This window comes from Streptomyces sp. NPDC046303 (assembly GCF_055588085.1).
Genome location: NZ_JBVJFA010000001.1, coordinates 322,573 through 349,085 on the forward strand (window position 1 = coordinate 322,573; position 26,513 = coordinate 349,085).

Consider the following 26,513-nt stretch of genomic DNA (forward strand, 5'->3'; position numbering starts at 1 on the left):
CGGATGGGCCCTGCGCCCCGCGGAGCCCGCGGATGTCGAGACGATCGCGGAGCTGCGGGCCGTGGTCATGCGCCCGGACCTGGAGCGGTTGGGCCGGTTCGACGAGCACTACGTCCGTCAGCGGCTGCACGATTCCTTTTCCCCGCGGCACACGTCGGTCATCGTGTCCGACGGCGCCTTCGCCGGCTGTGTCACCTTGCGCCCGTCCGAGGGCGGGCAGTGGCTGGAGCACTTCTACCTCGCCCCCGGCGCCCAGGGCCGGGGGCTCGGCTCGGCCGTCCTGCGCACGCTCCTGGACGCGACCGACGCCGACGGCGTACCCGTCCGCCTGAACGTCCTCCAGGGCAGCGCCGCCCGGCGCCTGTACGAGCGCCACGGCTTCACGGTGGAGTCCCAGGACCCGATCGACATCTACATGCTGCGCCTGCCGGCCGCCGATCGGTAGCGGTCAGCAGGAGGCTCCACCATCGAGCAGCAGTTTCGCGGCCACCGTCGTCCCGTCCGTACGGATCGCACCGGCCATCGCCCTGGCCCGAGCGCGGGTCCCGGGAGCCAAAGCGGCCCCGAGCGCGGCGGACAGGGACCCGGCGGTCGGAACGGGGCCGTCGTGCGCCGCGCCGATGCCCAGGTCGGAGACCCGGCCCGCCCAGTACGGCTGGTCCACCATCTGGGGGACCACCACCTGCGGCGCGCCCGCCCGGGCAGCCGTCGTCGTCGTACCGGCACCCCCGTGGTGCACGACGGCGGCCACCCGGCCGAACAGCGCCTGGTGGTTGACCTCGCCGACGGTGAAGCAGTCGTCCTCGTCGCCGGCCGGGGCCAGGCCGGCCCAGCCGCGCCCGACGAGTACCCGCCGGCCCTGCGCGCGGACCGCCTCCACGGCCACCTGGGCCACGTCCGGCGCGGTGCGCATCGGCATGCTGCCGAAGCCCACGTACACCGGGGGTGCGCCGGCGTCCAGGAACGCCACCAGCTCGTCCGGCAGCGGGCGTTCGTCCGGCAGGATCCACGCGCCCGTCTGGATGACGTCGAGGTCGGTCAGCTCCTGCCACGGGCCGAGGGCCGGGTCCACCGCCAGCCACGGCCGGTCGGTGAAGACGTGGTCGCGGACGTTGTCCACCGGTGGCAGGCCGAGCGACGCCCGGTGCGTGTTGAGGGGCTCCGCGTACATCGCGTTCACGCGCTCGGCGTCCAGGTCCCACAGTGCCCGGTGGCCGGTCACCTCCGGCGGGTTCGGGCGGCCGGGCCGCAACGAAGGCCGGTAGTGCGGCGACGGCAGTTCGAAGGGATGGAAGCACGCGTACACATAGCGGATGCCCAGGTGCTCGGCCACCGACCGCAGACCGGCCGGCATCAAGCCGGCCGCCACCAGCACATCGCATCCCTCGGCCGCGGCGGCCACCGTGTCGAAATGCGCGGCGACCAACTCGGCCGCGCGCCGCGGCGGACCGCCCGCCGCCGGCGCGGCCCCGGTCACCAGCGCGCGCACCGCCGGCCCGAAGGGCACCAGCTCCACGCCAAAACCGGCCGGCAGCGCCGCGAACTCCTCGTCCGGAGGTGCGCACACCCGCACCTGCGCGCCGAACTCCCGCAGCCGCACCGCGAGTCCCACCAGCGGTGCGACGTCGCCGCGCGATCCGTACGTCGACAGCAACACGCGCATGTCCTGGACTCCCCGTGTCCGCAGGTACCGGCCTCGGCCAGTGATTCTGCAACACGCCCGGGGCGTCAGGAGGTGCGGGGGGTGACGAGGCCGGATTCGTAGGCGAGTACGACGAGTTGGGCACGGTCGCGGGCATGAAGTTTGGCCATGGCCCGGTTGACGTGGGTCTTCGCCGTCATCGGACTGATCACCATGCGGTCGGCGATCTCGCCGTTGGACAGGCCCTGCGCGACCAGGACGACGGCCTCGCGTTCCCGGTTGGTCAGCTCTTCGAACTGACCGGCCGCGGTGCCGGCGTCGCGGGGCTGGGTCACGTACCGGTTGATGAGCGTGCGCGTGATGGAGGGCGCGAGCAGGGCGTCGCCGCGCGCGGCGACCCGTACGGAGTGCAGGAAGTCCTCCGGCAGGATGTCCTTGACGAGGAACCCCGCGGCCCCGGCGCGCAGCGCGTCGAAGACGTACTCGTCCAAGCCGTAGTTGGTCAGGATGACGACGTGCACCCCGGCCAGGGCCGGGTCCGCCGCGATGAGCCGGGTCGCCTCGATGCCGTCCATCACCGGCATCTGGATGTCGACGAGAGCGATGTCGGGCAGGTGCTCCCTGGCCAGGGCCACGCCCGCCTTCCCGTCGCCGGCCTCGGCCACCACCTCGATGTCGTCCTCGAGGTCGAGGAGCGCGCGGAATCCGCTGCGGATGAGCGGCTGGTCGTCGACCAGCAGGACACGGATCACGACGACCGGTCCACGGGGAGTTCGGCCTGGACGGTGAAACCGCCCTCCGCACGCGGTTCCGCACGCAGCCGGCCGCCGAGGGCGGTGACCCGTTCGCGCATGCCGAGGAGTCCGACACCGGGCGTCGCGGCGGTGCCGGGCAGGGCCTTGCCGTCGTCGTCGATGCGTACCGCGACGGCGTCCGGACGGCAGTCGATGCGCACCGACGCGGTGGCGGCGTCCGCGTGCCGGGAGATGTTGGTGAGCGACTCCTGGACGATCCGGTAGACCGTCCGGTCCACGGCGGCCGGCACGTCGTGTCGCCGTCCCTCGATCGTCAGCGAGGCGTCCAGGCCGACGGAACGGGCCCCTTCCACCAGTTCCGGTACGTGGTCGAGCCCGCGCGGCGGGGCGGTGTCGTCGTCGCGCAGCGCCTCCAGGGTCGCGCGCAGCTCCCGCGTCGCCTCGCGGCCCGCCGCCTGAATGGCCAGCAGCGCCTCCGGCACCTGCTCGCCGCGCTTGCGGGCCACGTGTACGGCCACCTCGGACTGCACCTTGATGATGGAGATCTGGTGGGTGAGCGAATCGTGCAGCTCTCGCGCGATGCGCAGCCGCTCCTCATCGGCGCGGTGCCGCGCGGTCTCCTCCCGGGTGCGCTCGGCTTCGTCCGCCCGCCGTTCGGCCTGCCGCAGCGCTTCCCCCGCGGCGCCGGCGGCGATCAGCCAGGCCACCTCGAGGGCCCCTCGGGCCTGCGCGAACGCCTCGCCCGTGTCGTGCAGCCCCGAGGCCAGGGCGGCGAGCGGGAGGGCCGCCAGCACGATCACGCTCGCCACCACCGTGACGGTGCGGTGCCCGGCCCGTACGGCCGCGTACACCGCGAACAGGTACGCGACGGCCGGTACGTCGAAACCCACGGCCTGGTAACCCAGCGCGCACAGCCCCGTGACGGCCAGGACGGGAACCGGCGTACGGCGGCGTGCGGCCAGCGCCAGGCCGCCGACCACCAGCAGCGCGAAGCCGAGCAGCTCGGTCCCCGCGGCGTCATGCTGCCCGGACAGCCCGGTGACCAGCAGGATCACGGCTACGCCGACGGCGATCGCCCAGTCACCCCTACCGATGGATCTCCTGCTCATGTCCGCACCCTAGCCGGATGTCCCCGCGGGCGGATCGTACGAGCGGACGATCGGCCGACTACCGCGCACGCGGTATCTCCGCGGCTCCCGCAGCGTCCGCGGTAGGCGGATGCGGCGTCGGCGGCAGGGCGAAGTGACCGCGTCCGGCGGACGACGGGCGGCGGGCCCGGCGGACACGATCGATCCAGTCGAGTCCACAGCAGTCCAGTCACAGCAGGAGGAGCAGGCCATGTCAGTTCGCATGATGCTTGACGCACCGACGGCCGCCAGTGTGTACGCCATGAGCTCCGGGCGACTCGGGGCCCTCGCGGGAGGCTTGCTCGGGCTGGCCGCCGTCGTCATCGCAGGGCGGGCGCTGCGCTCCGCCGGTCGCATCGGCTCAGGCAGCGGGCGCGGTCCGGCCGTCGTCGCCCTGCTGCTGGCCCTGATCGGCACGGCGCTCGGGAGTCTGATCGTGGCCACTTCCGATGGCGGTCTGGGCACCGGCAACGGCCTCGGCGGGGCCTTCGTGGCCCTGCTGCTGGGGCTGGCCGGCGCGGCCCTCGCGGGGCTGGCCCTGACCCGCTCGCGCCGCACCGGCTGAGCCGGCCGCACGGGTCCGGGCCTGTGGCCGTGGACTCGTGCGGCCCGAGGTGGAGCGCAGGGCCGTGCCCTCAGCAGCCCATCGCCCAGGTGTGGGAGTCGCCGTTGTCGTTCGCGGCTCCGTTGAAGCCGACCTCCTGGCCCGGGGCCAGACAGATGGTCATGTGTCCGCCCTGGCTGGCCCTGGAGTACACCTTGACGTGGTCCTTGATCCCCGGACCCGAGATGCCGTGGTTGGCCCACGAGGAGTCCTCGTCGGCGATCCAGCTCTCCCACCAGCCGTCATCACCGGACCAGTTGGCGCGCTGGCCGTCGAAGTTGGCGTGCTCCCATGCGCAGAAGTGTCCGCTGGGGCAGTCGGCCGCGCCGGCCTGCGTGGCGGCGGCCAGGGCTCCGGCCATGGCGAGGAGTGCCACGGCGGCGGACGTGAAGACGCGCTTCATGGTCATGAGGGGTGGGTCCTTTCGGTGCTAGGGAAGGGGAGTGGGGATGGAGGAGGAGGTCAGGCCGGCGGCGCGTCGCAGGGCGACCGTACGCAGCCGTTGGTAGGCGGTCAGCTCCTCGCGCCGTTCGGCACGTACCTCGGCCAGCAGGGCCGGTTCGAGGCGGGCCCTGATCTCGGCCAGTCCGCTGTCGCGGTCGCAGTGGTCGGTGCGGGCCGGCTCGGAGCGTTCCGGCGGGGTGCGTTCCGGTGGGGTGCCGGGCGGCTGGTCGGTGCAGCGCGTCCGGCGGGCCAGGGCGGCGCGGTAACCGGAGTCGGTACCGAGCCGGGCCTGGGCTTCCGCACGCAGGTTGTTGACGACCACCTCGGCCTGGAACCACCGCTTCTGATCGCCGTAGAGGGCCCGCTGGGCGTGCGCGAGGCAGCCGTCGGTGTTGGCGGTGACGGTGTATCCGGTGGACAGGGTGAGGGAGAGCTCGCGGGGGTCCGTGCCGAAGAGGGCGGCCTGGAGCCGCTTGCCCTCGGCGGTGGAGGCCTGCCGTTCGCTCGCGGCCTGCCGTTCGCTCGCGGCCGGCAGGGTCAGCCCCTGCCCGGCGAGGCAGCGGGTCACGAGGGCGCGCTGCGCGGACTTGATCAGGTCGTCCTGTCCCTGCTCACCGGACGGGATGCCGGAGCGGGGGGATCCCGGGCGCGCCTCGGAGCAGCCCGTGAGCAACAGGGCCACGGCCGCGGCACACAGGGCACGGCTCAGTCGCATGGCCCGCCCCGCCGGGCGATGATGATCTTCCTCACGGCCGGTGAACGACCGCCGCGGCCAAAGGTCACACCCGAACGCGCGGCGTTCTGCGTAACGCACCGCGGGGCGGCCCTTTCGGGAGGGCCGCCCCGCGGCGGATCATGCGTGGGGGGATGTGGTCACACCTGCTTGAGCACCGCCGCGCCGAAGGAGACGTCGAAGCGGTCGCACCAGACGCTGATGCTGGAATAGTCGGCCAGGTTCACCGTGGGCGGGATCTCGTAGTTCTGGTCGCCCTTGTTGCCCTTGAGCATGCCGAGGCTGACGTGCTTGCCGTCGTCGAACACCTGCCAGCCGGCGGCGCCCTCCTTCACCGGGGCGTCGGTGAGCAGCACGCGCAGGTCGGGGCCGTTGCTCGTGTCGAGGTTCTCCAGCCGGAGGGTGTGGGAGCCGTCCGCGAGGCGGATCAGCTTCACGGTGCCCGTGGTGGTGTGCTCGTGGCTGATGAAGGTGCCCTCGGCCACGGTCTTCGGCGCCGCCGACGTGGGGGAGGGGCCGACGGGCGGCGCCGCAGCGGGGAGCGCTTCGCGGACCGTCGCGTCCTGCCACAGCTTCCACGGCTGGAACCAGTACAGGCCGGCGCCCAGCGCCAGCATCGCCAGGACCAGGATCCCGGCGAGCCTCCTGCCGCCCCGCTTCGTCATTGCCACTGCCAGTCCTCCCGGAACGGAACCGTTTCCCCCATTCAAGGGGACCGGCACCCCCGGGACCAGGCCCTTCCTGATGACGAAAGGCTTACGTCAATTCCGGGACGGCCCCGCGGCGGCGGTGACCAGCCAGGAACTGCTGCGCAACCACACCGCTCCGCCGGCCTCGTAGCCGCGCAGGGCGCCGGTCAGCGCCCGGCCCGCCTCGGCCTGCGCCTCGGGCCCGACCTGGTCGAGCAGGTGGCGTCCGGGGCCGGAGTCCAGCAGGAACGCGGCGGCGTCCTCCGCGTCGGCTCCCCAGTTCCCGCGGGCCTCGACCCGCTGTACGCCGACTCCGACGAAGCCGCTCGCGGTGAGCAGCGTACGAATGCGGTCGGGTGAGGTGAGCGAGAACATGCCGGGCGCGCCCGGTTCGCCGAACCCGCCGAGCGGCAGGATCTCGTCGAGCGAGGCCAGCGCCTGGAGCCACTCGTTCGCCTCGGCTTCGGCCGCGCAGATGAACGCCAGCCGGCCGCCGGGCCGCAGGGCGCGGTGGAGGTTGGCGAACGCGGCGACGGGGTCGGTGAAGAAGGTCATGCCGTAGCGGCTGACGGCCACGTCGAAGGCGGCGGCTTCGAAGGGGTGGACCTGCGCGTCGCCCTGGACGAAAGAGGCGTTCTCCAGGCCTTCGCGCAGGGCGCCGGCCCGAGCCCGTTCGAGCATGGGGCCGGACAGGTCCAGGCCCAGTGCGCTGCCGCGCCCGGCGCGCAGGGCCGCCAGGCGGGTGGTGCGGCCGGCCCCGCAGCCGATGTCCAGTACGCGGTCGGTTTCCGAGACGGCCGCGGCATCCAGAAGGGGCTGGTTGAAGCCGTCGTTGACGGCGTCCCAGCGTTCCCAGCTGCGGGCCCACTGCTCGCCCTCGTAGCCGTTCCACGCCTCGGCCTGTGCGGTGTTGGCGAATCGACCCATGGGTGAACTCCCTCCCGCCGGAGCGCACCACGGCGCCCGGCCCTAGTATGGGCAAGTGCCCAAACAGTATGGGCGATCGCCCATACATGCAATGGGCTTGAGGAAAGGGGCCGTTGTGTCACCTCGTGGAGTGGCGATTACCGACTTGCGCGAGCGGCTGTTCGCGGCCGCGGAGCGGGTGGTGGCCCGCGACGGCGCGGCGGGCCTGACCAGCCGCGCGATCACTGCGGAGGCGGACTGCGGCAAGGGCGTGCTGCACGCGCACTTCGCCGGGCTGGACGAGTTCGTCGCCGAGCTGGTCCTGGACCGGTTCGCCCGCAGCGCCCGCCGGGCCGAGGCACTGGAGGCGCAGGTGGGGCGGGCCACGGTGGCGGCCAACCTTCAGGAGGTCGTCCTCGGCCTGCTGGAGTCCCTGCCCCCGGCGGTGGTGGGGCTGGCGCTGACCCGCCCCGGAGCCGCGCTGCACACCCGGGAGGGCTTCGAGGCCGGCGCACCCGCGTTCGACGCGATCCACCGGGCGTTCACCGTGTACCTGGAGGCCGAGCAGCGCGGCGGCCGCCTGCCCGCGGAAGCCGACGCGGCCACGATCGCGCTCGCGCTCGTCGGCACGGTCCACCACCTGCTGATGACCCGTGTTCCCGGCCGCGGCGAGGAACCGGAGACCACCACGGGGCGGCTGCTGACCCTCCTGCTCGGCGGCGCCGGGCGCTGAGGCGCCGGCCGGGAAGCCGCGCCGGTCACCCTGCGTACCGGACCGCAGCCCTGCGCCACGCCGCACGGCCGCAAAGACGGAGCCGGACGGGAACCCGCCGGCTTGCGGACCGGCACGGCGCGGACGTGCGCCCCTGCCGGAGGCGGCCGACCCTGGACAGGGGGAGACCGCCCGACACGGACCGGAAGGTGACGTCACCATGAAGACACCCCCGATCGTTTCGCCGCAGGAATGGGAGGCCGCACGCCAGGAGCTGCTCGTGGAGGAGAAGCAGCTGACCCGCGCCCGTGACGCACTGGCCGCGAAGCGCCGGCGGATGCCGTGGCAGGCGGTGGAGAAGGAGTACGCGTTCGACGGGCCCGAGGGCAGGGCGAGTCTGCTCGACCTGTTCGAGGGCCGTCGCCAGCTGATCGTCTACCGCGCCTTCTTCGAGCCCGGCGTGTCCGGCTGGCCCGACCACGCCTGCGTCGGCTGCTCCATGGTGGCCGACCACGTGGGCCACCCGGCCCATCTGAACGCCCGCGACACCGCTCTCGTCTTCGCCTCACGGGCCCCGCAGCAGGACATCCGGCGGGTGAAGGAGCGGATGGGCTGGACCATGCGCTGGTACACGATCACCGACGAGTTCGACGCCGACTTCGGTGTGGACGAGTGGCACGGCACGAACGCGTTCCTCCGCGAGGGCGACAGCGTGTTCCGCACCTACTTCATCAACGTCCGCGGTGACGAGGCGCTGGGGAGCACGTGGAGCTACCTCGACATGACCGCGCTCGGGCGCCAGGAGACCTGGGAGGACTCGCCCGAGGGCTACCCCCAGACCCCGCCGTACGAGTGGTGGAACTGGCACGACGCCTACCCGAGAGGATGACGGCGCGCAGCGCGATACTGGAACGATGCCGCAGACGCCGCCCGCCGTCGATCCGCAGCCCATCACGGCCGATCCGCCGCACGCCGCGGACCGTCCGCTGATCACGCAGTCCTGGCTCGACCTGGCCTTCCTGCACTGGGCCGCGGACCCCGCCGACGTCGCCCCGCTGCTCGCGCCCGGCACGGTGCCCGACACGCTGGACGGCGTCACGTACGTCGGCCTCGTCGCGTTCCGGATGCACCGCGTCGGATGGTTCCGCCTGCCCGGCGTCCCCTACCTCGGCAGTTTCCCGGAGACCAACGTCCGGCTCTACTCCGTGGACGCCCGCGGCCGGCGCGGCGTGGTCTTCCTCTCGCTCGACGCCGCCCGCCTGATCCCCGTGGCCGTCGCCCGGTCCGTCTTCCGCCTGCCGTACCACTGGTCGCGGATGGCCGTACGCCACGACGGGGCCACCGTGACGTACACCAGCACCCGGCGCCGGCCCGGCCCGCGGGGTGCGCACAGCAGGATCGCCGTGCGCATCGGGGAGCGGATCGAGGACCCCACGCCGCTCGAGCACTTCCTCACCGCCCGCTGGGGCATGCACAGCGCCTTCTTCGGACGGCCGCTCTACCTCCCGAACGCCCACCCCTGCTGGCCGCTGCACCGTGCCGAACTCCTCCACTGCGAAGAGAACCTGGTCGCCGCCGCGGGCCTGCCCGCCCCGACCGAGCCGCCCGTGAGCGTCCTGTACTCGCCCGGCGTCGCCGTCCGCTTCGGGCGCCCGCCGCGCCGCCCCGGTGGCATCCCGACCCCCTGACGCGTGCTCCTCCCGCGAGATCAGGCGCGCGGGTCCCCGTCCCCGCCGGCCGCCGACAGTACGCGGTCGGGGCGGATCGGCAGCCGGCGGTGGCGTACGCCGGTCGCGTGCCAGACCGCGTTGGCGACCGCCGCCGCAGCGCCCACGATGCCGAGCTCGCCGATGCCCTTGATGCCGATCGGGTCGTCCTCGTCCCCCTCTGCGTCCAGCCAGTCCGCCTCGATGTGCGGAACGTCGGCGTGGGCCGCGACGTGGTAGCCGGCGAGGTCGGCGCCGACGTGGGCCCCCGAGGCCGGGTCACGCACCGCTTCCTCGTGCAGGGCCATGGAGATGCCCCAGGTCATGCCGCCGACGAACTGGCCACGGGCGGTCAACGGGTTGACGATCCGGCCCGCGGTGAAGATGCCGAGCATGCGGCGGACGCGCACCTCGCCGGTGGTGACGTCCACGGCGACCTCGGCGAACTGGGCGCCGTAGGAGTGGCGTTCCTTCGGGGGGAGGGCGGCGATCGCCGCCATGGAGTCCGAGCGGACGGTGATGCCCTCCGGCGGCACGGGACCGCCCGGAGCGAGCCGCTCGCGCAGCTCTGCCACCGCCGCGTGGATCGCCCAGGCCCAGGAGCTGGTGCCCATCGAGCCGCCCGCGATCATCGCCGGTCCGAAGTCGCTGTCCCCAATCAGGACGCGGACCCGGTCAGGGATCACCTCCAGCGCGTCCGCGGCGATCAGCGTGAGTGCGGTCCGCGCACCGGTTCCGATGTCCGACGCCGAGATCCTGACGGTGAAGGTGCCGTCCGGCTCCGCCGTCACCGCCGCCGTCGACGGGGCGACCCCCGCGTGGTAGGTGGCCGACGCCGTGCCGGTGCCGAGCAGCCACCGGCCGTCCCGGCGCAGACCGGGACGCGGATCGCGGTCCGCCCAGCCGAACCTGCGGGCACCTTCGCGGAAGCAGGCGAGCAGATCGCGGCCGGCGAAGGGCAGTCCGGACACCGGACCCGCCGCGGGCTCGTTGAGGGCGCGCAGCTCGATCGGGTCGACCCCGCACTTCTCGGCCAGCTCGTCGAGCGCCGACTCCAGCGCGAACGAACCCGGCGCAGCGCCCGGCGCGCGCATGAAGGTCGGGGTCGGCACGTCCAGCCGTACCAAACGGTGGGTGGTGTGGTGCGCGTCGGCGTCGTACAGCACGCGGCCCGCCGTGGCGCTCGGCTCCAGGTACTCGTGCACCGTGGAGGTGAGGTTCAGGGCGTCATGGCCCAGGGCCCGCAGCCGCCCGTCGGCGTCGGCGCCGAGCCTGACCCGCTGGGCCGTGGGACTGCGGTAGCCGGCGAGCGAGAACATCTGGCGGCGTGTCAGGACCACCCGGACCGGGCGCCGCAGCACGGTCGCGGCCATGACGGCGGCCACCTGGTGCGCGCGCACCCCCTTGGAACCGAAGCCGCCGCCGATGTGCTCGGAGCGTACGCGCACCGATCCCGGGTCGAGCGAGAACATGCCCGCGAGTTCGCTCTGCACCCATCCGGAGCCCTGGTTGGAGTCGACGACCTCGAGCCGGCCGGCCTCCCAGCGGGCGGTCGCCGCATGCGGTTCCAGCGGGTTGTGGTGCTCCTCGGGTGTGGTGTACTCGGCGTCCACGACGACGGCGGAGCGGGCGAGTTCGGCCTCGAGGTCGCCCTTGGCAGCGGTCGTCGGAGCGTGCGGAACGTCCGGCGGCGTGTACGTACCCGGCCGGCCGGCACTGAACGCGACGTCGTGGGACTCCTCCTCGTAGCGCACCACGAGCACCTCGGCGGCCTCTCTGGCCTGCTCGCTCGTCTCGGCGACGACCAGCGCCACGGGCCAGCCCGCATGCGGCACCCGGTCGTGCTGGAAGAGCGCGACGGACAGGTCGGGCGGCATCCCCATGAGGCCCGGGTAGTCGGTCTCGAGCCGCGGGGCGTTCCCGTGGTGCAGGACCGTGAGGACGCCGGGCATGGCGAGGACGGCGTCCGCCTCCACCGCCCGGATGCGGCCGCGGGCCACGGTGGACAACACCAGCCAGCCGTGGGCGAGTTCGGCGAAGGGGATCTCTCCCGCGTAGCGGGCGGCGCCGGTGACCTTGGCGCGTCCCTCCACGCGCGTGTGCGCGGTGCCGACGGATCCGGTCGGGCGGGTCACGGTCGTCATCGCGCGGCCTCCTCGGCGAGTTCGGTCAGTACGGTCACCATGAGGTTGCGCATCAAAGCCACCTTGTACCCGTTGTGCGGCAGCGGTTGCGCGGCGGCGAGTTCGGCGTCCGCGGCGGCCGCGAAGGTGCGGGCGTCGGCAGGTGCGCCCCGCAGTACCCGCTCGGCCTCCCGGGCCCGCCACGGCCGTGACGCGACGGCCCCGAGAGCAAGGCGTACGTCCCGTACGACGCCCGCCTCGACCTCGAGCGCGGCGGCGACCGAGCCGATCGCGAACGCGTACGAGGCGCGCTCGCGCACCTTCCGGTAGCGCGAGGCGGCGGCGACCGGGGCGGGCGGCAGGGTGACGCCGGTGATCAGTGCGCCCTGCGGCAGGGCGGTCTCCCGGTGCGGGGTTCCGCCGACCGGCAGGTAGCAGCCCTCCAGGGGCAACTCCCCGGTCCCGTCGGCGGTTGCGTAGGACACCACCGCGTCGAAGGCGGACAGCGCCACGCCCATGTCCGACGGGTGGACGGCGACGCAGTGCTCGGAGGCGCCCAGGATCGCGGAGTTGTGGTGCTCGCCGAGGAGGGCGGGGCAACCACTGCCCGGGGCCCGCTTGTTGCAGGGCTGGGACACGTCGGTGAAGTAGCCGCAGCGGGTGCGCTGGAGCAGATTCCCGCCGACGGTCGCCATGTTGCGCAGTTGCCCGGAGGCGCCGGCCAGCACGGCCTGTGCCAGCGCGGGGTAGCGGCGGCGGACCTCGGGATGGGCGGCGAGGTCGCTGTTGGTGACCGTCGCCCCGATCCGCAGACCGCCAGCCGAGGTCAACTCGATGCGGTCGAGCGGAAGTTCGCGGACGTCGATGAGCCGGGCCGGCCGCTCGACGCCGCTCTTCATCAGGTCGATGAGGTTCGTGCCCCCGCCGAGGACCCGCGCGTCCGGGTCGGCCTCGAGCAGGGCGACCGCACCCGCCACGTCGAGGGCGCGCTGATAGCCGAACTCCCTCATGCCGCCTCCTCCGTGTCCGCCGCCGCGTCGGCCCCGGCCGCCCGGGCGACCGCCTGCACGATCGACACGTACGCGCCGCACCGGCACAGGTTGCCGCTCATCCGCTCCCGGATCTCCTCGGCGGTCAGCGGCGGCGGCCCCGCCTCGGGCCGTACGTCGTCGGTGACCGCGCTCGGCCAGCCCGCGGCGTGCTCCTCGATCACCGCGACGGCCGAACAGATCTGCCCGGGTGTGCAATAGCCGCACTGGAAACCGTCGAGGTCGAGGAACGCCTGCTGCACGGGATGCAGCCCGTCGCCGTCCGCCATTCCCTCGATGGTGGTGATCTCGCGGCCTTCGGCCGCCACGGCGAGCTGGAGGCAGGAGACGGCCCGCCGGCCGTCCAGCAGGACGGTGCACGCACCGCACTGCCCCTGGTCGCAGCCCTTCTTGGTGCCGGTCAGATCGAGTCGCTCGCGCAGGGCGTCGAGCAGCGTGGTGCGGTGGTCGACGGATAGCGGGTACTTCTCGCCGTTGATGTCCAGGACGATGGCGCTGGACGTCGATGCGGCCATGATCAGCCTTCCTTCGCGAATCAGGGGCGCGTCGAGGCGGAACCCTGCGGGCGGTGAAGAGATGGCGCTGTACGTGGCGGTGCCGGCCGGGAAGCAGGCAGGATGCGGGGGCCGGACGGGTCGGCGGCCGGCGTCGCGGCGGCCCCCGCCCACCGCATACGCAGCTAGAGTGAACTCAAGCGGACAGTTGTCCGTTACGGGGAACGTACCGGACAGCTGTCCGGTCAGCAAGGCCTGGTTCGTCGGCGTACCCGCGTGGAGGACGAGTGCACGAGAAGAGAAACGCGCCCGTTCGCTCGGACGCGCAACGCAACCGCGAGCGCATCCTGGACGTGGCGCTGATCGAGCTGACCCGCTCCGCGGACGTGCCGCTGAGCACCATCGCCAGGAAGGCGGGCGTGGGACAGGGCACCTTCTACCGCAACTTCCCGAACCGCGAATCCCTCGTCCTCGAAATCTTCCGCCACGAGATGCAGCAGGTCGCCGACTCCGCCGCCCACCTCGTCGCGACACGGCCGCCGGACCAGGCCCTGCGGGAGTGGATGGACCGGCTCGCCCAGTTCGCCATGGCCAAAGCGGGCATGGCGGACGCGATCCGGCAGGCCACCAGCGCACCGGGCGGCCCGGCGAAGCCCGGACACGAGCCGATCACCTCCGCGGCCGAGACGTTGCTCCGCGCCGGCGAACGGGCCGGCACCATCCGTGCGGGCGTGTCCGCGGAGGACTTCCTCCTCGCCATCGCCGGCCTCTGGCAGATCGACCCCCGCGGAGCATGGCAACCCCGTGCCGCCCGGCTCCTCGACCTCGTCATGGACGGGCTGCGCGCGGGTTCGCCCGGGCGGTGACCCGGGCGATCCGCGTCCGCGGCGCTGGTGCGGAGGGGCTGGGATCCTGCGGCGGACCGCGGAAAGCTGTTACCGGTATTCCACGGTCAGGGTGGCCTGCGTGTCCTTGTTGACGAACAGGTAGGCCGTGGCCGGCTGGTTCTGTTCGAACCGGAGGCGTACCTGGGTCCGCCCGGAGCGGTTGATCGCGGACAGGCCCGCGGCGGACAGATGGCCGGAGGTCTTGCCGCCGGAGGTGAAGGGCCCGAGCTCGGCCGCGCCCCCGGCCGTCGTGGCCGCGGCCCAGTCGGCGCTCTCCACCGCGCAGCCTCCGAGGCAGCCGGTGTGGACGTCGGCCAGGAGCCGGTTGCCGGCCGGATCGGCCCAGGGGTCGCCCGAGCCGCCGCTCCTGGTCAGGGTCACCCAGGCCCGGGTGATCTCCTTCCCGGCGGGAACGGCACCGGTGTCGAAGGACAGCACGCTCCGGTTGAACTTGCCGTCGGCGCCGCGCCCCAGGGCCAGGCCGTAGGTGTCCTCCAGGGTGCCGACGGCCGGGCCCGAGCCGTCACCCGCGGCCTTGATGTAGCCGTCCTCGGCGTCCAGGCTGGGCAGTACGAGCGTTCCGGCGGGCGGCGGCGTCGAGCCGGTGGCGCCGAGGGCCCTGACCATGCCCATGATGGTCTCGATCTGCCGGCCGCCGTGCCGCGCGTAGGCGGGGTCGCCGAGGTAACCCCACCAGTTCCAGCAGCCGTTGGGGTTGTCGAGCGTCGTGGTGGGGACGGCCTGCGGGTACAGGACGATCAGGTGGTTGGTGTCGGCGTACTCGTTGAGGTACGCCCTGTCGATGAACTGGGTGCCGAAGCCCTGGTACGCGTAGCCCTGCTTGCAGCCGTGCAGGGCGACGACCACCGTGCAGGCCGCACCGTTCGCGCAGCTCGTGGGGACGTAGACGAACCCGTTCTCGTCCATGGAGATCGGCTTGGCGGCGCCGCCGGGCGCGTACCGGTTCTGGTCGAACCGGATCAGACTGCCGCCGGGCGCGGCCGCGGGCGCGCTGACCGAGCCCAGGAGGTGCCCCAGGAACTCGCGTTCGGCGTCGAAGCCGCAGTTGTTGATCCACGGGCTGGCGGTGACGGTGCACGCGTTCGGGCCGAGCGGGCTGATCCAGGCGTGGCCCGCGGCGGTGCTCTTGTTGTAGAGCACGTTCGCGCCGAAGTGCCGGTAGTAGTCGCTCAGTGCGGTGGAGACGGGGCGTTCGACGGTCGAGTCGCTGGAACCGCTGAACACGTAGACGGGGTCGCCGCTCAGTCCGGACGCGTCGTCGATGGAGCCCTGCGCCGACCAGTCGGCGGTGGTCTGCTTCAGGGTGGCGAGCTGGAGGTCCTGGAAGACCTCCATACAGGCGTTCAGGGCCTTGCCCAGGTCGTTCTGCGCGCAGTACTGCGGTCCGGAGGCGAAGGCGGCCGAGCCCTTGAACGTGCCGGAGTACGCGACGTGCAACTGGGTCGCCATGTACCCGCCGGACGAGACACCGGCGCTGTAGACGCCGTCGACGTTGTACGCCTTGAGCTCGCCGGCGACGGGCGGGACGGCGGCCGTGGCGCCCGGGCCGGCAGCGGAGGCCGGGCCGCCGAGGAGCACGCCGACGCCGAGCAGCAGGGCCGCGGCCGCCCCGCCGAGCCTGCCGGGCCTGCCGAGAACTGGATACATCCACCCTCCCATGGTGTGCATCAGCTCACTGGTTTCGGATGGCTGCGACGATAACTTCCGGCCACATCCCGTACGCACGGTCACGAGTGCCACAACAGGGCGGACCGGTATGGCGGTTGCCACCGTGGACGCGGCACTCCCGCAGCGTCCCGCCCGCTCAGTCGCCGAGCGCCTCGGTCATGGTGTCGAGGTCCGCGAGGAGCGCCGCAAGGCGCTTTTCCGGGATGGCGTTGATCATGCGTTCTTCGATGCAGTAGACGGCGGCGCGGGCGGCGTCCAGACGCTCCTGTCCGGCAGGGGTGAGGTGGACGGGCAGGGTGCGGCCGTGGTCGGTGGTGGCGGGCCGGTTGATGAGACCGGCTTCCTTCAGGCCGCGCAGGACGACGTTCGCGGACTGCCGGCTGACGAAGGTGCCACGGGCCAGGTCTGCATTGGACAGCCCCGGCGTCTGGTCGAGGAGTTCCAGGCAGGAGTACTGCGGGACGGTGAGGTCGTGCGCGCGCAGGGCCTTGTCCATGGCGCCGCGGAGCGCGGCCGAGGCGCGTTTGAGGCGGTAGCCCACGTGCTCGGTGATGTCCTGAGCGGGGTGGGGCGGGGGGACGGGCGCACGGTCTTCCATGTCAGCATTTTGACATATCCGCGGACTGCCGCCTACGGTTCGGAATGTCAAAGCATTGACATCCACGTTCCGGGAGGAACCATGCTCGCCACCGTCGACGGCCCCGACTTCATCGCCTTGCAGGTGAAGGACGTACAGGCCGCAGCGGCCTTCTTCGAAGGGCAGCTCGGTATGCGCCGTGCGCCCTCTTCCCCGCCCGGCGCGGTCGTCTTCGCCGGCGGCCCGATTCCGTTCGCCGTCCGCGAGCCGCTTCCGGGCGTCGACCTGGACGGCGACGCACGGCCCGGTCTGGGCGTGGCGCTGTGGCTGCGCAGCACGAATGCGGCGCAGTTGCGCGAGCAGCTCCTGACGGCCGGCGTCGCCGCCACCGCGCTCCAAGACAGCCCGTTCGGGCCCACGTTCACCTTCACCGGGCCCGAGGGCTACCGCCTCACCGTGCACGGGGGCTGAGCGTGACCGCCGTCGTCTTCACCCCCCGGGGCCCGTTCTCACTCGCGGCCGCCCTGCGGTTCCTGGAGGACTTCACCCCGGCCCCGTACGACCGCGGGCAGGACGGCATCCTCCGGCTGGCCTTCCCCTCGGACGACGGCCGCTTCACCGTCACGGCCGCGGTGCGACAGGACGAGAGGGCGGCGGACCCGGCCGACCCGGCGGCCGCTCCCGCCGGCGCGGTGCGGGCCGAAGTCGCTCTTCACCCCACCGGCGCCCCCGGGGCGGAGCCGCACGGAGGCCCGCACGACAAGGCCGCCGCCGACGTGGCGCGCATCCTGTCCGTCGACGTGGACGGCACGCGCCTTCCCGCGCTGGGCTCTGCCGAACCGGTGGTCGCCCGGCTGCTGCGCGAGTTCCCCGGCCTGCGTCCCGTCTGCTTCCACTCCCCCTACGAGGCCGCGGCGTGGGCCGTCATCGGCCAACGGGTCCGCATGAGCCACGCCGCCGCCGTGAAAACCCTGGTCGCCCAGCGGTACGGACACCGCGTCGAGGTCGCGGGCCACGAGCTGTTCGCGTTCCCCGCCCCGCAGGTCCTGCGGACGATCACGAGCTTTCCCGGCCTGACCGGGGTCAAGATTCAGCGGCTGCACGCCGTGGCCGAGGCCGCGGCCGCCGGTGAACTCGACGCCGCCCGCCTGCGCGCCCTGCCGGTCCGGGACGCCCTCGCGGCCCTGCGGGAGCTGCCGGGAATCGGCCCGTTCTCCGCCGAGCTCATCCTGATCCGCGGAGCCGGCCACCCCGACGTGTTCCCCCGCCACGAACCCCGGCTGCACGCGGCCATGACCGACGCCTACGGTCTCGAGCCCCGGACGGCCGACCTGCCGGCGCTGGCCCGCATCGCCGACAGGTGGCAGCCGTACCGCAGTTGGATCGCCTTCCTGCTGCGCGCCCGCGCCCACCGGTAAGGGCAGCCCGACGGGAATTTTCCGGCGGGCCGCCCCGTTGGCCTCAGGTCCGCTGATCCACACCGCGAGCCGATGAGTGATGAGTGATGAGTACCGTGTCCGACGTCTTGTCCACCGCCCACTTGCCCCCTCTCCCGCCGCTTCCCGCCCAGGCAGAACACCTCATCGGGCTCGGGGTGCCCGCACTCGCCGGGATGACCGCCGATGAGTTCCGCGCCTTCGCCGAGGCCGCCGGCAGCGGGCAAGGCGGTGCCCTGCTCGCCGTCCACCCGGACCGGGTCCCCGCCTCCGCCCTCGCGCCGCTGCTGCGCCACGACGGCAAGCCCGGCTTCGTCGTCACCGACATGCCCGACGTCGACGACTTCGCCCCCTGCGCCGTCGAACTGCCCGACGCACCCCTCTACCTCGTCACCGGAATCGACCGCGGCGACCACATGGCCAACTGGAGCCCTGACGAGGCACTACCCGCCCTCACCAAGGAGGGCCGCACCCCGCTGCTGCTCACCGAAGGCATCCACTGGGTGCTCCAGCAGCCGGCCGCCCTCGAGCGCAACCACTGCTTCATGACCATCGCCTCCCGGCTCCGCAAGGCGAACGGCACCCTGGACGCCCGCACCCCGGCGATCTGGCTCAGCAACGGCACCGGACGCGACGGCCGCGAGCGGCGCAACGCCCCCAAGGTCGGCTGGTGCTGGTGGGGCAACCGCCACACCTGGCTGGGCTTCGCCTCCGCCACGGGCCGCCCGCACCACGTGCTGTGACCGGCGGGAGGACGACGTCAGCGGAACTCATACGTCGTACGACCTCAGCCACAGCTCCAGCGTGAGCACCAGCCAGAGCTTGCCGCCCTGGCGGGGCAGCAAGGTGCCCTCGCCCTTCAGCCAGGTCCGGATGGTCTCCGGACGGAACAGGCCGCGCTGCCGGGAGCGGCGGCCGAGGAGGAGTTCGCGGCCGAGATCGCGCAGCGGACCGGTCAGCCACTGCTGGACCGGCACGCGCATCCCGCTCTTCGGGCGGTCGACCACCGTCCCCGGCAGCAGGTCCCGTACGGCCTCCTTGAGGATCCACTTCTCGGCCGTGCCACGGAGTTTGTAGCCCGGCGGCGTGGCGAAGGCGTGGTCGATCACCGACCGGTCGAAGAGCGGGGAGCGGCCCTCCACGCCCTGGGAGGAGGTGAGGCGTTCCACCTTCGTCAGGATGTGGTGCGCCCCCTTGGTCCGCAGGTTGCAGTGGAGCAGCCGGTTGAGCAGGTGTTCCATGGCGTACGGGCCTCCGCCGCCGGCCCCGGGCAGCAGGTACGGCTCCACGTGCCGCTCCAGGCGCGGGGCGTCGCGCAGCGCGTCGAGGACGGGCGTCGTCAGCAGGACCGGGAGATCCGTCCAGCACTTGCGGTACGAGCGCAGGTACGCGGTCGCCCGGTCTTCGTCCCAGGGCGCGCCCGGCGTCCGGTGCATCTCCTGCACCAGCATGGGGAGGTTCTTGGGCCCGCCGAAGACGGGATCGCCGCCCTCGCCGTTGAGCACCACGGAAGCCCCGTCCGCGGCCACGGCCTCGGCCAGGATCAGGTTCGGCACCGTCAGCGGGTCTCCGACCGGGCTGTCCAGCAGCGCCGCGGCCTCGGCCAGCCGCGCCGCCACCGCCGCCCCCGACACGTTCAGGATCCGGTGCCGGGTGTGGCAGTGGGAAGCCACCAGCCCGGAGTAGCCGAGCTCGTTCGGCAGGTCGTCGCCGAAGCTGATGGAGTACGTGTGGACGGGGTGGCTGTGGAGCTTCGCCGCCAGGGCCGTGACGAGGGAGCTGTCGATGCCGCCCGAGAGCAGCACCGCGGCCGGCTCCGCCACGGGCAGCCGGGCCGCCGTGGCCTGCTCCAACAGGGCGCGCAGCGCCAGGACATGGCCGTCCGGGCCGCCGGGGAAGGTGTCCTCGACCTGCTCCCGGGGCTCCCAGTGGACCGTTTCGGTGACCCGGCCCTCGCGCGCGAGGCGCAGTACCCGGCCGGGCAGCACCTCGCGGACCCCGGTGAGCAGGGTTTCCTCTCCGGGCAGGTAGGCGAAGGTGAGGAAGGAGCGGACGGCCGACAGGTTCATGGACGTGCCGAGCGCCGGCCAGCGGCGCAGTGCCCGCAGCGAGGTGGAGGCGGCCCAGGCGCCGCCGGCCCGCGCGTAGTAGAGGGTCCGGGCGCCGACGTGGTCGCGGATCAGGACCAGGTCGGGCCCGTCGAGCACGGCCAGCACGAACATCCCTTCGGCGAGCGCCACTCCGGCCTCGCCGAGCACCGCCCAGCAGTGGAGCAGGAGTTCGCCGTCGGAACAGTCGGGACGCGGCGGCGCGGCGGCGGCCCCGGCCGCGAGGGCGGCGAACAGGACCCCGCGGTTGTGGAGCGTGACCTCGCCGACCGCGGTGCGCCCGTGCGCCGTGAACGGGCCGCCGGCCCGGCCGGGTTCGCCGGTGATGAGGCCCAGCCCGGCGCCCGGTACGTCCACGGGGAGCCGGCCCGCTCCGGCGGCGCCCATCGCCTCGAGGTGGGCGAGGGCCTGCCCGGTGGTGTCGGCCAGGCAGGCGCAGAAGCGTGCCACGGCTGGCTCCTTTCCTTTGGTGCTCGCGTCGGGCTGGTGCAGGGCTGGCGCATTGCAGTGCATTGCGTTGCTCTGGCTCAGCCGAAGTCGTCATCGCTCCAGGCGTCGTCGTCGCCGTCCCAGCCCGCTTCCCAGCTGTCCTGGCCGGACTCCCCGTCGCCACCGGAGTCCCCGCCTCCGCCGTCGCCGCCGGACGACGAGGCCTGGCTCTGCTCCTGTTGGCGGCGCAGTGCCTCTTCCTCCTCCGGGGTCATGTTCAGCGGCGGAAGATGAGCTGCCGTGACGGCCAGGGCCGCCACCCCGAGGCCCGCGAGCAGCACCCCCATCCGGCCGCCGAAAGAACTCCGGTTGACGGTGACCCGCTCACCACGCGGCCAGACCGTGCGGCCGTAGCCGATGTCCCGGGCATAGATGGCGGTGCCGTCGGCGAGGGTCCGTTTGATGACGCGGTTGCCGAGCAGCTCGTCGGTCCCCGAGCCACCCCGGTTGTCGTGCCAGCGCACCACCTGGGGGCGGTCGGGGATACGGCTGCGCCATTCCTCGAGGCCGTCTTCGTACCTGCGGTGGACCGTGCCGTCGGCGAGGAGTTCGTCCGCGTAGCCGATCTCTTGGGGACGGATCATCGTGTGCGTACCTCGCGTGTGTGGAAGGGGTCACGGGGGTCGTTCACGCGGTGGGCCAGGTCATGAAGCCGGCCGTGCGCAGACCGCTCAGCTCGCCCCACAGGGACTCGCGGGGCGGCCGCGGACCCCGGGTCAGGCGCAGCACCGTCCGTACGAGCCTGGCCGGTGGTACGGCGGCCACCTGGGCGAACCGGCCCTGTGCCAGCCACGCGGCCTCGCGCGGCCGCAGCGCACCCGGCCAGTCGCCGCCCGCGGCCGGGGCGGGAGCCGGGCCGCGTCCCGAGGGCAGCCGCAGGGCGGCGGCGTGCCGCGGTACGAGCCCCAGGGAGCTGACCCGTACCCCCGGGACGGGGCCGAGGGCGGCTCGTACGCGCGCCGGGAGCGTCACGCCCTCGGGGCTCGCGTCGTGCAGGACGTGCACCGTGGCGCCCTGCGCCCGTTCCAGGGCCGCGCGGAGGCGCGGGTCCAGGGGCAGGGCGTCGGGTGCCGCGAGGACGGGGCAGGCCGCCTCCAGGTGGACGTGATTGGCGAGCAGCATCGCCGCGATCGACCGGTCCTGGCAGAGCAGCAGGCGGGGGAGTCCGTAGTCGTAGAGGTCCGGGGCGGAGGGCCCGTACTGTGCGAGGTCTGCCGGATCCGCAGGGGGCGCTGCGGCCGGCAGCAGTCCCGGTACGGTCTCCCGGCCCCGCGCGTCCAGGGCGCGGGCGAACGAGGGCAGGCGCAGCATCGGCGGCGGGGTGCCGGGGATGCGGCGCAGGAGCGGCGCGGCCGGGCTCAGCACGCGGCAGGTCTCGTAGTAGAGCTGCCGCTCGGTGAACCGGAGTCCGCCGGGGTCGGCCGCGCGGGCGGCTGCCGCGCCGATCGCGCGATCCAGCAGCCGGTCGCCGAAGGCGGTACGCGTACGCGTACGCGTACGTGTACCCGCGTTCCTCATCGTCGTGTTCGTGCTCGTGCTCGTGCTCATGCGGTGGGCGTGCCCTTCGTGCCGGAGGTGTCCGCGCCTGCCGTGCCGTACGCGTCGGGCCAGGTCATGAACCCGTACTCCGGGCTGACGCCGGGCGCCGCGGCGGCCACGGCCCGCTCCACCGCCTCCTCGACGACGGAGGCGAGCAGCGGCGGGGGCACGGCCGCGATCGGGCTCCAGAACCCCTCGGCCACCCACGCTGCGTCCTCTTCCGACAGGCCCGCCACGGCCCGCAGTTCCCCGGCGTCCACGGCCGGGACGGGGGAGACCCGGTGGACGGCGTCGCGCCTGCGCCGGACCGCGGCCACCGGCAGACCGGCGTCCACGACGACCCGGTCCGGACGGGTCATCCGCAGGAGCGGCGCCAGCAGCGCGCCCAGGGCGCTCGCATCGTGCAACACGACGACCGGGAGCCGCCCCGGGAGGTCCACGAGGGCGTCGTGGCCGGAGACCGGGTCCGCCTCCACCAGCACCGCACGCAGCCGCTCGGGCATGTCGTTGGCCTCCAGGAACACCGCCACGGCGTGGTCGGTGCACAGGATCACGGCCCTGGGCCGGTGCGGCCGCCGCGCGGCGTGCCCGGGGCCGCCCACCGCGTCGTCCACCACACCCGGCGCGAGTTCTCCGTACGCCCAGCGCCAGGCGCCGGTCATCGCCTGCCGGAAGCGTTCCTCGGTGGGGTTGAGGTACGAGCCCGCGGGCCGGGCCGGCTCGTACGGGATGCGCCCCGGCACCAGGAGGACGAGGACGGCAGCGGTTCCGGCCACGCCGGAGGCGGTACCGCTGCTGAGGAACGCGTACACGACCAGCCCGGCGCACACCGTCAGACCCGCGAGCCGGCTGATGCGCGGCGGGACCCCGCGCGCCTCGCGCGCCCCCCAGACACCGCTGGACGTACGGGCCCCGTACCAGAGCTGGGTGACGGTCACCCGGAGCCGGCCGTGGTCGGTGAGGGACTCCACCAGGCGGCGGATCCGCAGGTCGTTCATGCCCCGGCCGTGCACCTTCGGGTCGAGGGCGAAACGGCGGTGGCAGTGGGCGCACGCCTGGCCGGTGCGCTCCGTGCGCTTCAGCTCGGCCGAGCAGTTCGGGCAGATCACCGCCCACCCGCCGGATCCGGGCCGGTCCCGGCCGCTCCGGGCCAGGTCATGAAGCCGATCTCCGCGGCGTGGCGCCGTTCGGTGTCGACACTGCGGCCGATCCGTTCGGCGAGCCGGTCGAGCACGCGGAGGAGCCGGACCGGAGGAAGCCCGACGAGCGGGAACCGCCAGCCCTGTGCCAGCCATTTCAGCTGCTCCGGAGTGAACTCGCCCAGGGCGGTCAGGCGGCTCATCTCCTCGGCGGTGGGCTTCCGGGCGGGGTCGCGGTACGCCACCGCCTTCGGCAGGCCGTGGACCGAGCGCAGCGACACTCCGGCGTCGACCACCGGGCGGTCGGGAAGGCCCTCGCGGAGCCGGCGCAGCAGCAGTTCGCCGGGGGCGTCGGCGTCGTGGAGCACCAGGACCGGGCCGCGCGGGGGCAGAGCGGGGAGCAGGGCCGTGACGTGCCCGGGGTCGGTGACGAGCGCGATGCCGTGGCGCTCGGGCAGGCCGTCGGCGGCGAGGAAGGCGGCGATGGAGGGGTCGGCGCAGACGATGACGGCGTGGGGTGGTGGCGCGTCGGCCGGCCACGGGGGCCGGGGGCGGCCGGTGTCGTCGACCACGCCGGGCGGCAGGCTCCCGTACACCCGCAGCCACTCGGCGAGCGCCTCGGTACGGAAGGCCGCCCGGCTCATGGGCGGGATGCCGCGGCCGGCTCCCGTGAGCCGGGCGATCACGATGCCGAGTGCGGTGGTCAGCAGGGCCGCGGCGAGGTACAGCAGGAACGGGATCCCGCCGACGATGCCCCAGAAGCCGACGAGTACGCCGCCGAACAGCGCCCCGCCCGCGCATCCGGGTGCGAACTCGCCTTCCCTGATGCGCTTGCGCGACAGGGCGTACCACAACTGGCCCGGAGTGACCGGGATCCGGCCGTTGTCCGTCAGTACGGTCACGATCCGGCGGACCCGGAGATCGCTGAGGCGCAGGGGGTTGGTCTTGGGGTCCAGCGCATAGCGGCGCTTGCAGTGGCTGCAGACGTTGCCGGTGCGCTCCTTGCGGAGCAGGTTGCGTTCGCAGTGCGGGCAGATCACCGGGTGACCTCCAGCGCGGCCGCCACGCGGCGCAGCCGGGCGGCCAGCCGCTCGCGGACGGTGGTGCCGGCGATGCCGTGGACCCGCTGGGCGCGCTCGATGTCGCGCAGCGCGGCGGCGAGGGCCCGGTAGTCGGTGGCGGATGCGATGGCGGTGGCGGTCGGAACGGCGCGTCCCGCCGCCGCCGGTCCGGGGCGCGGGGCGCTCGCGGCGGCCCGCTGCTCGGCTTCCGCCGCGGTGATCGCGTAGTCCTCGTGGTCGATCCCGTATCCGGTGTTCGCGGCGAGGATCGTCAGCGGGGCGTCACCCCGGTTCGCGAAGGAGTGCGGCATCATCTCCGGGATACGGATCAACATGCCGGGCGCCAGGCGGACTTCCGTGACCCGGTCGCGGTCCGGGTCGTACAGTCCGCAAGCGGCGTGGCCGAGGCTGAGGACGAAGTGCTCGCCTCCGTGCGCGTGCGGGGTGAAGGCGCTCCGGGGGCCCACCACCCCGAGTTTCACGGTGGCGTTGGAGGGCCGCTCCGGCGAGGTGCCGCCGTCGCCCACGAGGTAGTGCGCGAACTGCCCGTCGTCGATGAACCGCAGGAACTCCCGCTCCGGCCCGAGCTCCCGGGCGCCCTCCCGGTCGGCCCGCACGATGCCGCCGTCCGGCTGCAGGTGGTACAGCTCCACGCCCCCCGGCAGCCCGCGCCCGGCGTGGTCGGACAGGCCCGCGGACAGGCCGCGCGATCCGGATATGCGGTCGTACGGTCGTGCGGCCACCGCGCCTCCCCCTGACGCCCCGCTGTGCGCTCCACGCGCCTCGCATGCGCATGGTAAGGCCCTGTTCGCCACGAGCGGGAGGACCCGGAGGGTACGGGAGCCGTCGCTCTCATGTCGGTGGGGCTCGGGGGAGGGGAAGGTCAGGCGGTCTCGGCCTGGAACATCCAGTGGTGCTTCTCGAGGTCGCCGGTCAGGCCGATCAGGAGGTCCTGGGTGATGGGGTCGGGCTCCCCGGTGGCCCCGATGCGCTCGCGCATGCGGGTGATCACGACGCCGAGCGCGTCCACCAGGATGCGGACCGCGTCCGTGTCCTTCACCCACCCCTCCGGTACGCCCGGGATCGCGCGGGCCGACGCCACCGTGGCCGCTCGGCCGTCCGGGGTCACGCCGAGAGCGGATGCGCGTTCGGCGACCACGTCGGAGTGGGTGCGGGCCGAGGTGACGACTTCGTCGAGCTGAAGGTGTACGGACCGGAACCGGGGGCCCACCACGTTCCAGTGCACCTGCTTGGCGACGAGTGCCAGGTCCACCAGGTCCACCAGAGCGCCCTGCAGGGCGTCACCGACGATCTTCAGGTCGGCTTCCGGGAGGGCGTTCTTGACGATGGCCACAGCATCTCCATTCCGTGAGGTCGTCCGCTGAGACGACGAGATTCCGACGGAACATCGCTTACCCGTGCTTTCGGGTGGAAAACGGCCCTACGGTCCGGAGCGCTCGTTGTGCTCAGCCGACTGAGCCGGATGCCAGGGCTCTGTACGCGGTCGGCGAGGGTCCGGGTGGGCCGCCCGCAGGTGGGGGAGTGTGGACCTGTCGTCCTTCCAGTGACATCGGAAGTTGTCATCGTTTCGATGACATGCTACAACGGAAACACGTTGAGGCGCATGGGCGTGTTCGCCCGAACCGACAGGAGGTCTTCACGATGCTGATGCGCACCGACCCGTTCCGTGAGCTCGACCGGCTCGCCGCCCAGCTGATGAACGCGAACGGCACGTGGTCCCGGCCGACCGCCATGCCGATGGACGCCTACCGGGACGGCGAGACGTATGTCATCGCCCTGGACCTGCCCGGTGTCTCCACCGACGCGATCGACATCGACGTCGAACGGAACATGCTGACGATCAAGGCCGAACGCCGCCCCGTGGAGCAGACCGACACCGTGGAGAGGGAACTCTCGGAGCGTCCGCTCGGCGTGTTCTCGCGCCAGATCATGCTGGCCGACACCCTCGACACGGAGAGCATCGAAGCGGAGTACGAGGCAGGCGTGCTGACCCTGCGGATCCCGATCGCCGAGCGCGCACGGCCGCGCAAGGTCAGCATCAGTGGTGGCGGGGACCGAAAGCAGATCAGCGGCTGATCCGGCCGCGTCATCCAGCCGCGGGTGTGGGGCCCCTCCCCCTTCCTTCCGACCCCACCCCCGCTCCCGACGTCAGGCGGAGGCCGCGATGAGGTGGGAAGCGTTCCTGAAGGAGGTCGCAGAGCGCGGCGAATACCGCTCGGAGGACGAGGCCGAGCGCGCGGCGCGCGTCGTGCTCGGCCTGCTGGGCGCTCACCTGGTGGGCGAGGTCCGATCCGAACTGGCAGCGCGGCTGCCGGAGACCTTCGCGCTGGTTCTGCTCAATCCGCTCCAGGCCAGGGAGCCCCTCGATCCGCAGCGCTTCGTCCGCGCGACCGCCGCGTGGATCGACGGTGCGACCGACGCGACCGCCGCCTGGGACGTCAGCGCCGTACTGAGCGTGGTGGCCGAGGCGGCCGGGGAGGACCTCATGGAGGGCATCCTGCTCCAGCTGCCGGTGGGGTACGACGTGCTCTTCGGCCACCCCCAGGCCCTCTGAAAGCGAGATCGCCCTCGGACGAGGGATGT

At 73.2% G+C, this 26,513-nt stretch carries 30 protein-coding genes; 11 read left to right on the forward strand and 19 right to left on the reverse strand.

Going from position 1 to position 26,513, the window contains the following annotated elements:
• The first annotated feature begins 10 nt into the window (after positions 1 to 10).
• Entirely contained in the window at positions 11 to 445 is a 435-nt protein-coding gene (locus tag ACZ6I1_RS01485; protein WP_469282014.1) for a GNAT family N-acetyltransferase, read from the forward strand.
• Between the two features lie 3 nt (positions 446 to 448).
• On the opposite strand, the gene ACZ6I1_RS01490 is transcribed toward ACZ6I1_RS01485, so the two are convergent.
• The 3 genes from ACZ6I1_RS01490 to ACZ6I1_RS01500 form a co-directional block, all read right to left on the reverse strand.
• The gene (locus ACZ6I1_RS01490; protein WP_469281865.1) at positions 449 to 1,663 is read right to left on the reverse strand and encodes a glycosyltransferase; all 1,215 of its coding nucleotides are present in this window, start codon (positions 1,661 to 1,663) and stop codon (positions 449 to 451) included.
• A 65-nt stretch (positions 1,664 to 1,728) separates the two neighbouring features.
• Positions 1,729 to 2,394: a response regulator gene (locus tag ACZ6I1_RS01495; RefSeq protein ID WP_469281867.1), complete on the reverse strand. Its 666-nt coding sequence runs from the start codon at positions 2,392 to 2,394 to the stop codon at positions 1,729 to 1,731.
• Positions 2,391 to 3,506 carry a sensor histidine kinase gene (locus tag ACZ6I1_RS01500; protein WP_469281869.1) on the reverse strand — a complete coding sequence of 372 codons (1,116 nt, stop codon included), beginning with the start codon at positions 3,504 to 3,506 and terminating at the stop codon, positions 2,391 to 2,393. Before ACZ6I1_RS01500 ends, ACZ6I1_RS01495 begins: the two co-directional genes overlap by 4 nt.
• A 229-nt stretch (positions 3,507 to 3,735) precedes the next feature.
• Between ACZ6I1_RS01500 and ACZ6I1_RS01505 the strand changes: the two genes are divergently transcribed.
• Positions 3,736 to 4,089, forward strand: a complete 354-nt coding sequence (locus ACZ6I1_RS01505) for a DUF6223 family protein (protein ID WP_469281871.1) — start codon at positions 3,736 to 3,738, stop codon at positions 4,087 to 4,089.
• Between the two features lie 70 nt (positions 4,090 to 4,159).
• Here ACZ6I1_RS01505 and ACZ6I1_RS01510 read toward each other — a convergent pair whose 3' ends face one another.
• The 4 genes from ACZ6I1_RS01510 to ACZ6I1_RS01525 form a co-directional block, all read right to left on the reverse strand.
• Entirely contained in the window at positions 4,160 to 4,531 is a 372-nt protein-coding gene (locus ACZ6I1_RS01510; RefSeq protein WP_469282017.1) for a peptidase inhibitor family I36 protein, read from the reverse strand.
• A gap of 27 nt (positions 4,532 to 4,558) precedes the next feature.
• A complete protein-coding gene (locus ACZ6I1_RS01515; RefSeq protein WP_469281872.1) occupies positions 4,559 to 5,287 on the reverse strand; it encodes a hypothetical protein in 729 nt (242 codons plus the stop codon).
• Positions 5,288 to 5,445: 158 nt separating this feature from the next.
• Positions 5,446 to 5,970 (reverse strand): DM13 domain-containing protein, encoded by a 525-nt coding sequence (locus tag ACZ6I1_RS01520; RefSeq protein ID WP_469281874.1) that lies wholly within the window; start codon positions 5,968 to 5,970, stop codon positions 5,446 to 5,448.
• Between the two features lie 96 nt (positions 5,971 to 6,066).
• Positions 6,067 to 6,921, reverse strand: coding sequence for a class I SAM-dependent methyltransferase (locus ACZ6I1_RS01525; RefSeq protein ID WP_469281876.1), 855 nt, complete (start codon positions 6,919 to 6,921; stop codon positions 6,067 to 6,069).
• Positions 6,922 to 7,036: 115 nt separating this feature from the next.
• On the opposite strand from ACZ6I1_RS01525, the gene ACZ6I1_RS01530 reads away from it, so the two are divergent.
• From ACZ6I1_RS01530 to ACZ6I1_RS01540, 3 genes are all read left to right on the forward strand, one after another.
• A complete protein-coding gene (locus ACZ6I1_RS01530; protein WP_469281878.1) occupies positions 7,037 to 7,633 on the forward strand; it encodes a TetR family transcriptional regulator in 597 nt (198 codons plus the stop codon).
• 199 nt (positions 7,634 to 7,832) lie between these two features.
• Positions 7,833 to 8,501: a DUF899 domain-containing protein gene (locus tag ACZ6I1_RS01535; protein WP_469281880.1), complete on the forward strand. Its 669-nt coding sequence runs from the start codon at positions 7,833 to 7,835 to the stop codon at positions 8,499 to 8,501.
• A 25-nt stretch (positions 8,502 to 8,526) separates the two neighbouring features.
• On the forward strand, positions 8,527 to 9,300 hold the full coding sequence (locus tag ACZ6I1_RS01540; RefSeq protein WP_469281881.1) for a YqjF family protein: 774 nt from the start codon (positions 8,527 to 8,529) through the stop codon (positions 9,298 to 9,300).
• A gap of 20 nt (positions 9,301 to 9,320) precedes the next feature.
• Here the strand turns inward: ACZ6I1_RS01540 and ACZ6I1_RS01545 are convergent, their stop codons facing one another.
• From ACZ6I1_RS01545 to ACZ6I1_RS01555, 3 genes are read right to left on the reverse strand one after another with little or no spacing between them, the layout of a single operon-like run.
• Entirely contained in the window at positions 9,321 to 11,462 is a 2,142-nt protein-coding gene (locus ACZ6I1_RS01545) for a xanthine dehydrogenase family protein molybdopterin-binding subunit (protein ID WP_469281882.1), read from the reverse strand.
• The gene (locus ACZ6I1_RS01550; protein ID WP_469281884.1) at positions 11,459 to 12,451 is read right to left on the reverse strand and encodes an FAD binding domain-containing protein; all 993 of its coding nucleotides are present in this window, start codon (positions 12,449 to 12,451) and stop codon (positions 11,459 to 11,461) included. The genes ACZ6I1_RS01545 and ACZ6I1_RS01550 overlap by 4 nt, the downstream gene beginning before the upstream one ends.
• On the reverse strand, positions 12,448 to 13,005 hold the full coding sequence (locus tag ACZ6I1_RS01555) for a 2Fe-2S iron-sulfur cluster-binding protein (protein WP_469281886.1): 558 nt from the start codon (positions 13,003 to 13,005) through the stop codon (positions 12,448 to 12,450). The genes ACZ6I1_RS01550 and ACZ6I1_RS01555 overlap by 4 nt, the downstream gene beginning before the upstream one ends.
• 266 nt (positions 13,006 to 13,271) lie before the next feature.
• Between ACZ6I1_RS01555 and ACZ6I1_RS01560 the strand changes: the two genes are divergently transcribed.
• The gene (locus ACZ6I1_RS01560) at positions 13,272 to 13,850 is read left to right on the forward strand and encodes a TetR/AcrR family transcriptional regulator (protein WP_469281888.1); all 579 of its coding nucleotides are present in this window, start codon (positions 13,272 to 13,274) and stop codon (positions 13,848 to 13,850) included.
• A 69-nt stretch (positions 13,851 to 13,919) separates the two neighbouring features.
• Here the strand turns inward: ACZ6I1_RS01560 and ACZ6I1_RS01565 are convergent, their stop codons facing one another.
• Together ACZ6I1_RS01565 and ACZ6I1_RS01570 are read right to left on the reverse strand one after the other, a co-directional pair.
• Positions 13,920 to 15,539 (reverse strand): extracellular catalytic domain type 2 short-chain-length polyhydroxyalkanoate depolymerase, encoded by a 1,620-nt coding sequence (locus ACZ6I1_RS01565; protein WP_469281889.1) that lies wholly within the window; start codon positions 15,537 to 15,539, stop codon positions 13,920 to 13,922.
• A 157-nt stretch (positions 15,540 to 15,696) separates the two neighbouring features.
• Positions 15,697 to 16,158 (reverse strand): MarR family winged helix-turn-helix transcriptional regulator, encoded by a 462-nt coding sequence (locus ACZ6I1_RS01570; RefSeq protein WP_469281891.1) that lies wholly within the window; start codon positions 16,156 to 16,158, stop codon positions 15,697 to 15,699.
• A gap of 81 nt (positions 16,159 to 16,239) precedes the next feature.
• On the opposite strand from ACZ6I1_RS01570, the gene ACZ6I1_RS01575 reads away from it, so the two are divergent.
• The 3 genes from ACZ6I1_RS01575 (at position 16,240) to ACZ6I1_RS01585 (ending at position 18,316) form a co-directional block, all read left to right on the forward strand.
• Positions 16,240 to 16,608, forward strand: a complete 369-nt coding sequence (locus tag ACZ6I1_RS01575) for a VOC family protein (RefSeq protein ID WP_469281893.1) — start codon at positions 16,240 to 16,242, stop codon at positions 16,606 to 16,608.
• A 2-nt stretch (positions 16,609 to 16,610) separates the two neighbouring features.
• Positions 16,611 to 17,555, forward strand: a complete 945-nt coding sequence (locus ACZ6I1_RS01580; protein ID WP_469281895.1) for a DNA-3-methyladenine glycosylase family protein — start codon at positions 16,611 to 16,613, stop codon at positions 17,553 to 17,555.
• Positions 17,556 to 17,650: 95 nt separating this feature from the next.
• Entirely contained in the window at positions 17,651 to 18,316 is a 666-nt protein-coding gene (locus ACZ6I1_RS01585; RefSeq protein WP_469281897.1) for a DUF5701 family protein, read from the forward strand.
• Between the two features lie 27 nt (positions 18,317 to 18,343).
• Here ACZ6I1_RS01585 and ACZ6I1_RS01590 read toward each other — a convergent pair whose 3' ends face one another.
• From ACZ6I1_RS01590 to ACZ6I1_RS01620, 7 genes are all read right to left on the reverse strand, one after another.
• Complete coding sequence (locus tag ACZ6I1_RS01590; protein ID WP_469281899.1) at positions 18,344 to 20,131, reverse strand: asparagine synthetase B family protein; 1,788 nt, start codon at positions 20,129 to 20,131, stop codon at positions 18,344 to 18,346.
• Positions 20,132 to 20,208: 77 nt separating this feature from the next.
• A complete protein-coding gene (locus tag ACZ6I1_RS01595) occupies positions 20,209 to 20,754 on the reverse strand; it encodes a hypothetical protein (protein ID WP_469281901.1) in 546 nt (181 codons plus the stop codon).
• A gap of 43 nt (positions 20,755 to 20,797) precedes the next feature.
• Complete coding sequence (locus ACZ6I1_RS01600; RefSeq protein WP_469281902.1) at positions 20,798 to 21,718, reverse strand: hypothetical protein; 921 nt, start codon at positions 21,716 to 21,718, stop codon at positions 20,798 to 20,800.
• Positions 21,715 to 22,818: a hypothetical protein gene (locus tag ACZ6I1_RS01605; protein WP_469281904.1), complete on the reverse strand. Its 1,104-nt coding sequence runs from the start codon at positions 22,816 to 22,818 to the stop codon at positions 21,715 to 21,717. Before ACZ6I1_RS01605 ends, ACZ6I1_RS01600 begins: the two co-directional genes overlap by 4 nt.
• The gene (locus ACZ6I1_RS01610) at positions 22,815 to 23,888 is read right to left on the reverse strand and encodes a hypothetical protein (protein ID WP_469281906.1); all 1,074 of its coding nucleotides are present in this window, start codon (positions 23,886 to 23,888) and stop codon (positions 22,815 to 22,817) included. Before ACZ6I1_RS01610 ends, ACZ6I1_RS01605 begins: the two co-directional genes overlap by 4 nt.
• A complete protein-coding gene (locus ACZ6I1_RS01615; RefSeq protein ID WP_469281908.1) occupies positions 23,885 to 24,652 on the reverse strand; it encodes a cupin domain-containing protein in 768 nt (255 codons plus the stop codon). The genes ACZ6I1_RS01610 and ACZ6I1_RS01615 overlap by 4 nt, the downstream gene beginning before the upstream one ends.
• A 140-nt stretch (positions 24,653 to 24,792) precedes the next feature.
• Positions 24,793 to 25,263, reverse strand: coding sequence for a Dps family protein (locus ACZ6I1_RS01620; protein WP_469281910.1), 471 nt, complete (start codon positions 25,261 to 25,263; stop codon positions 24,793 to 24,795).
• A gap of 308 nt (positions 25,264 to 25,571) precedes the next feature.
• On the opposite strand from ACZ6I1_RS01620, the gene ACZ6I1_RS01625 reads away from it, so the two are divergent.
• Both ACZ6I1_RS01625 and ACZ6I1_RS01630 read left to right on the forward strand, forming a co-directional pair.
• Entirely contained in the window at positions 25,572 to 26,006 is a 435-nt protein-coding gene (locus ACZ6I1_RS01625; protein ID WP_469281912.1) for an Hsp20/alpha crystallin family protein, read from the forward strand.
• An 88-nt stretch (positions 26,007 to 26,094) separates the two neighbouring features.
• Positions 26,095 to 26,484, forward strand: a complete 390-nt coding sequence (locus ACZ6I1_RS01630) for a DUF2267 domain-containing protein (protein ID WP_469281914.1) — start codon at positions 26,095 to 26,097, stop codon at positions 26,482 to 26,484.
• Positions 26,485 to 26,513 lie beyond the last annotated feature (29 nt).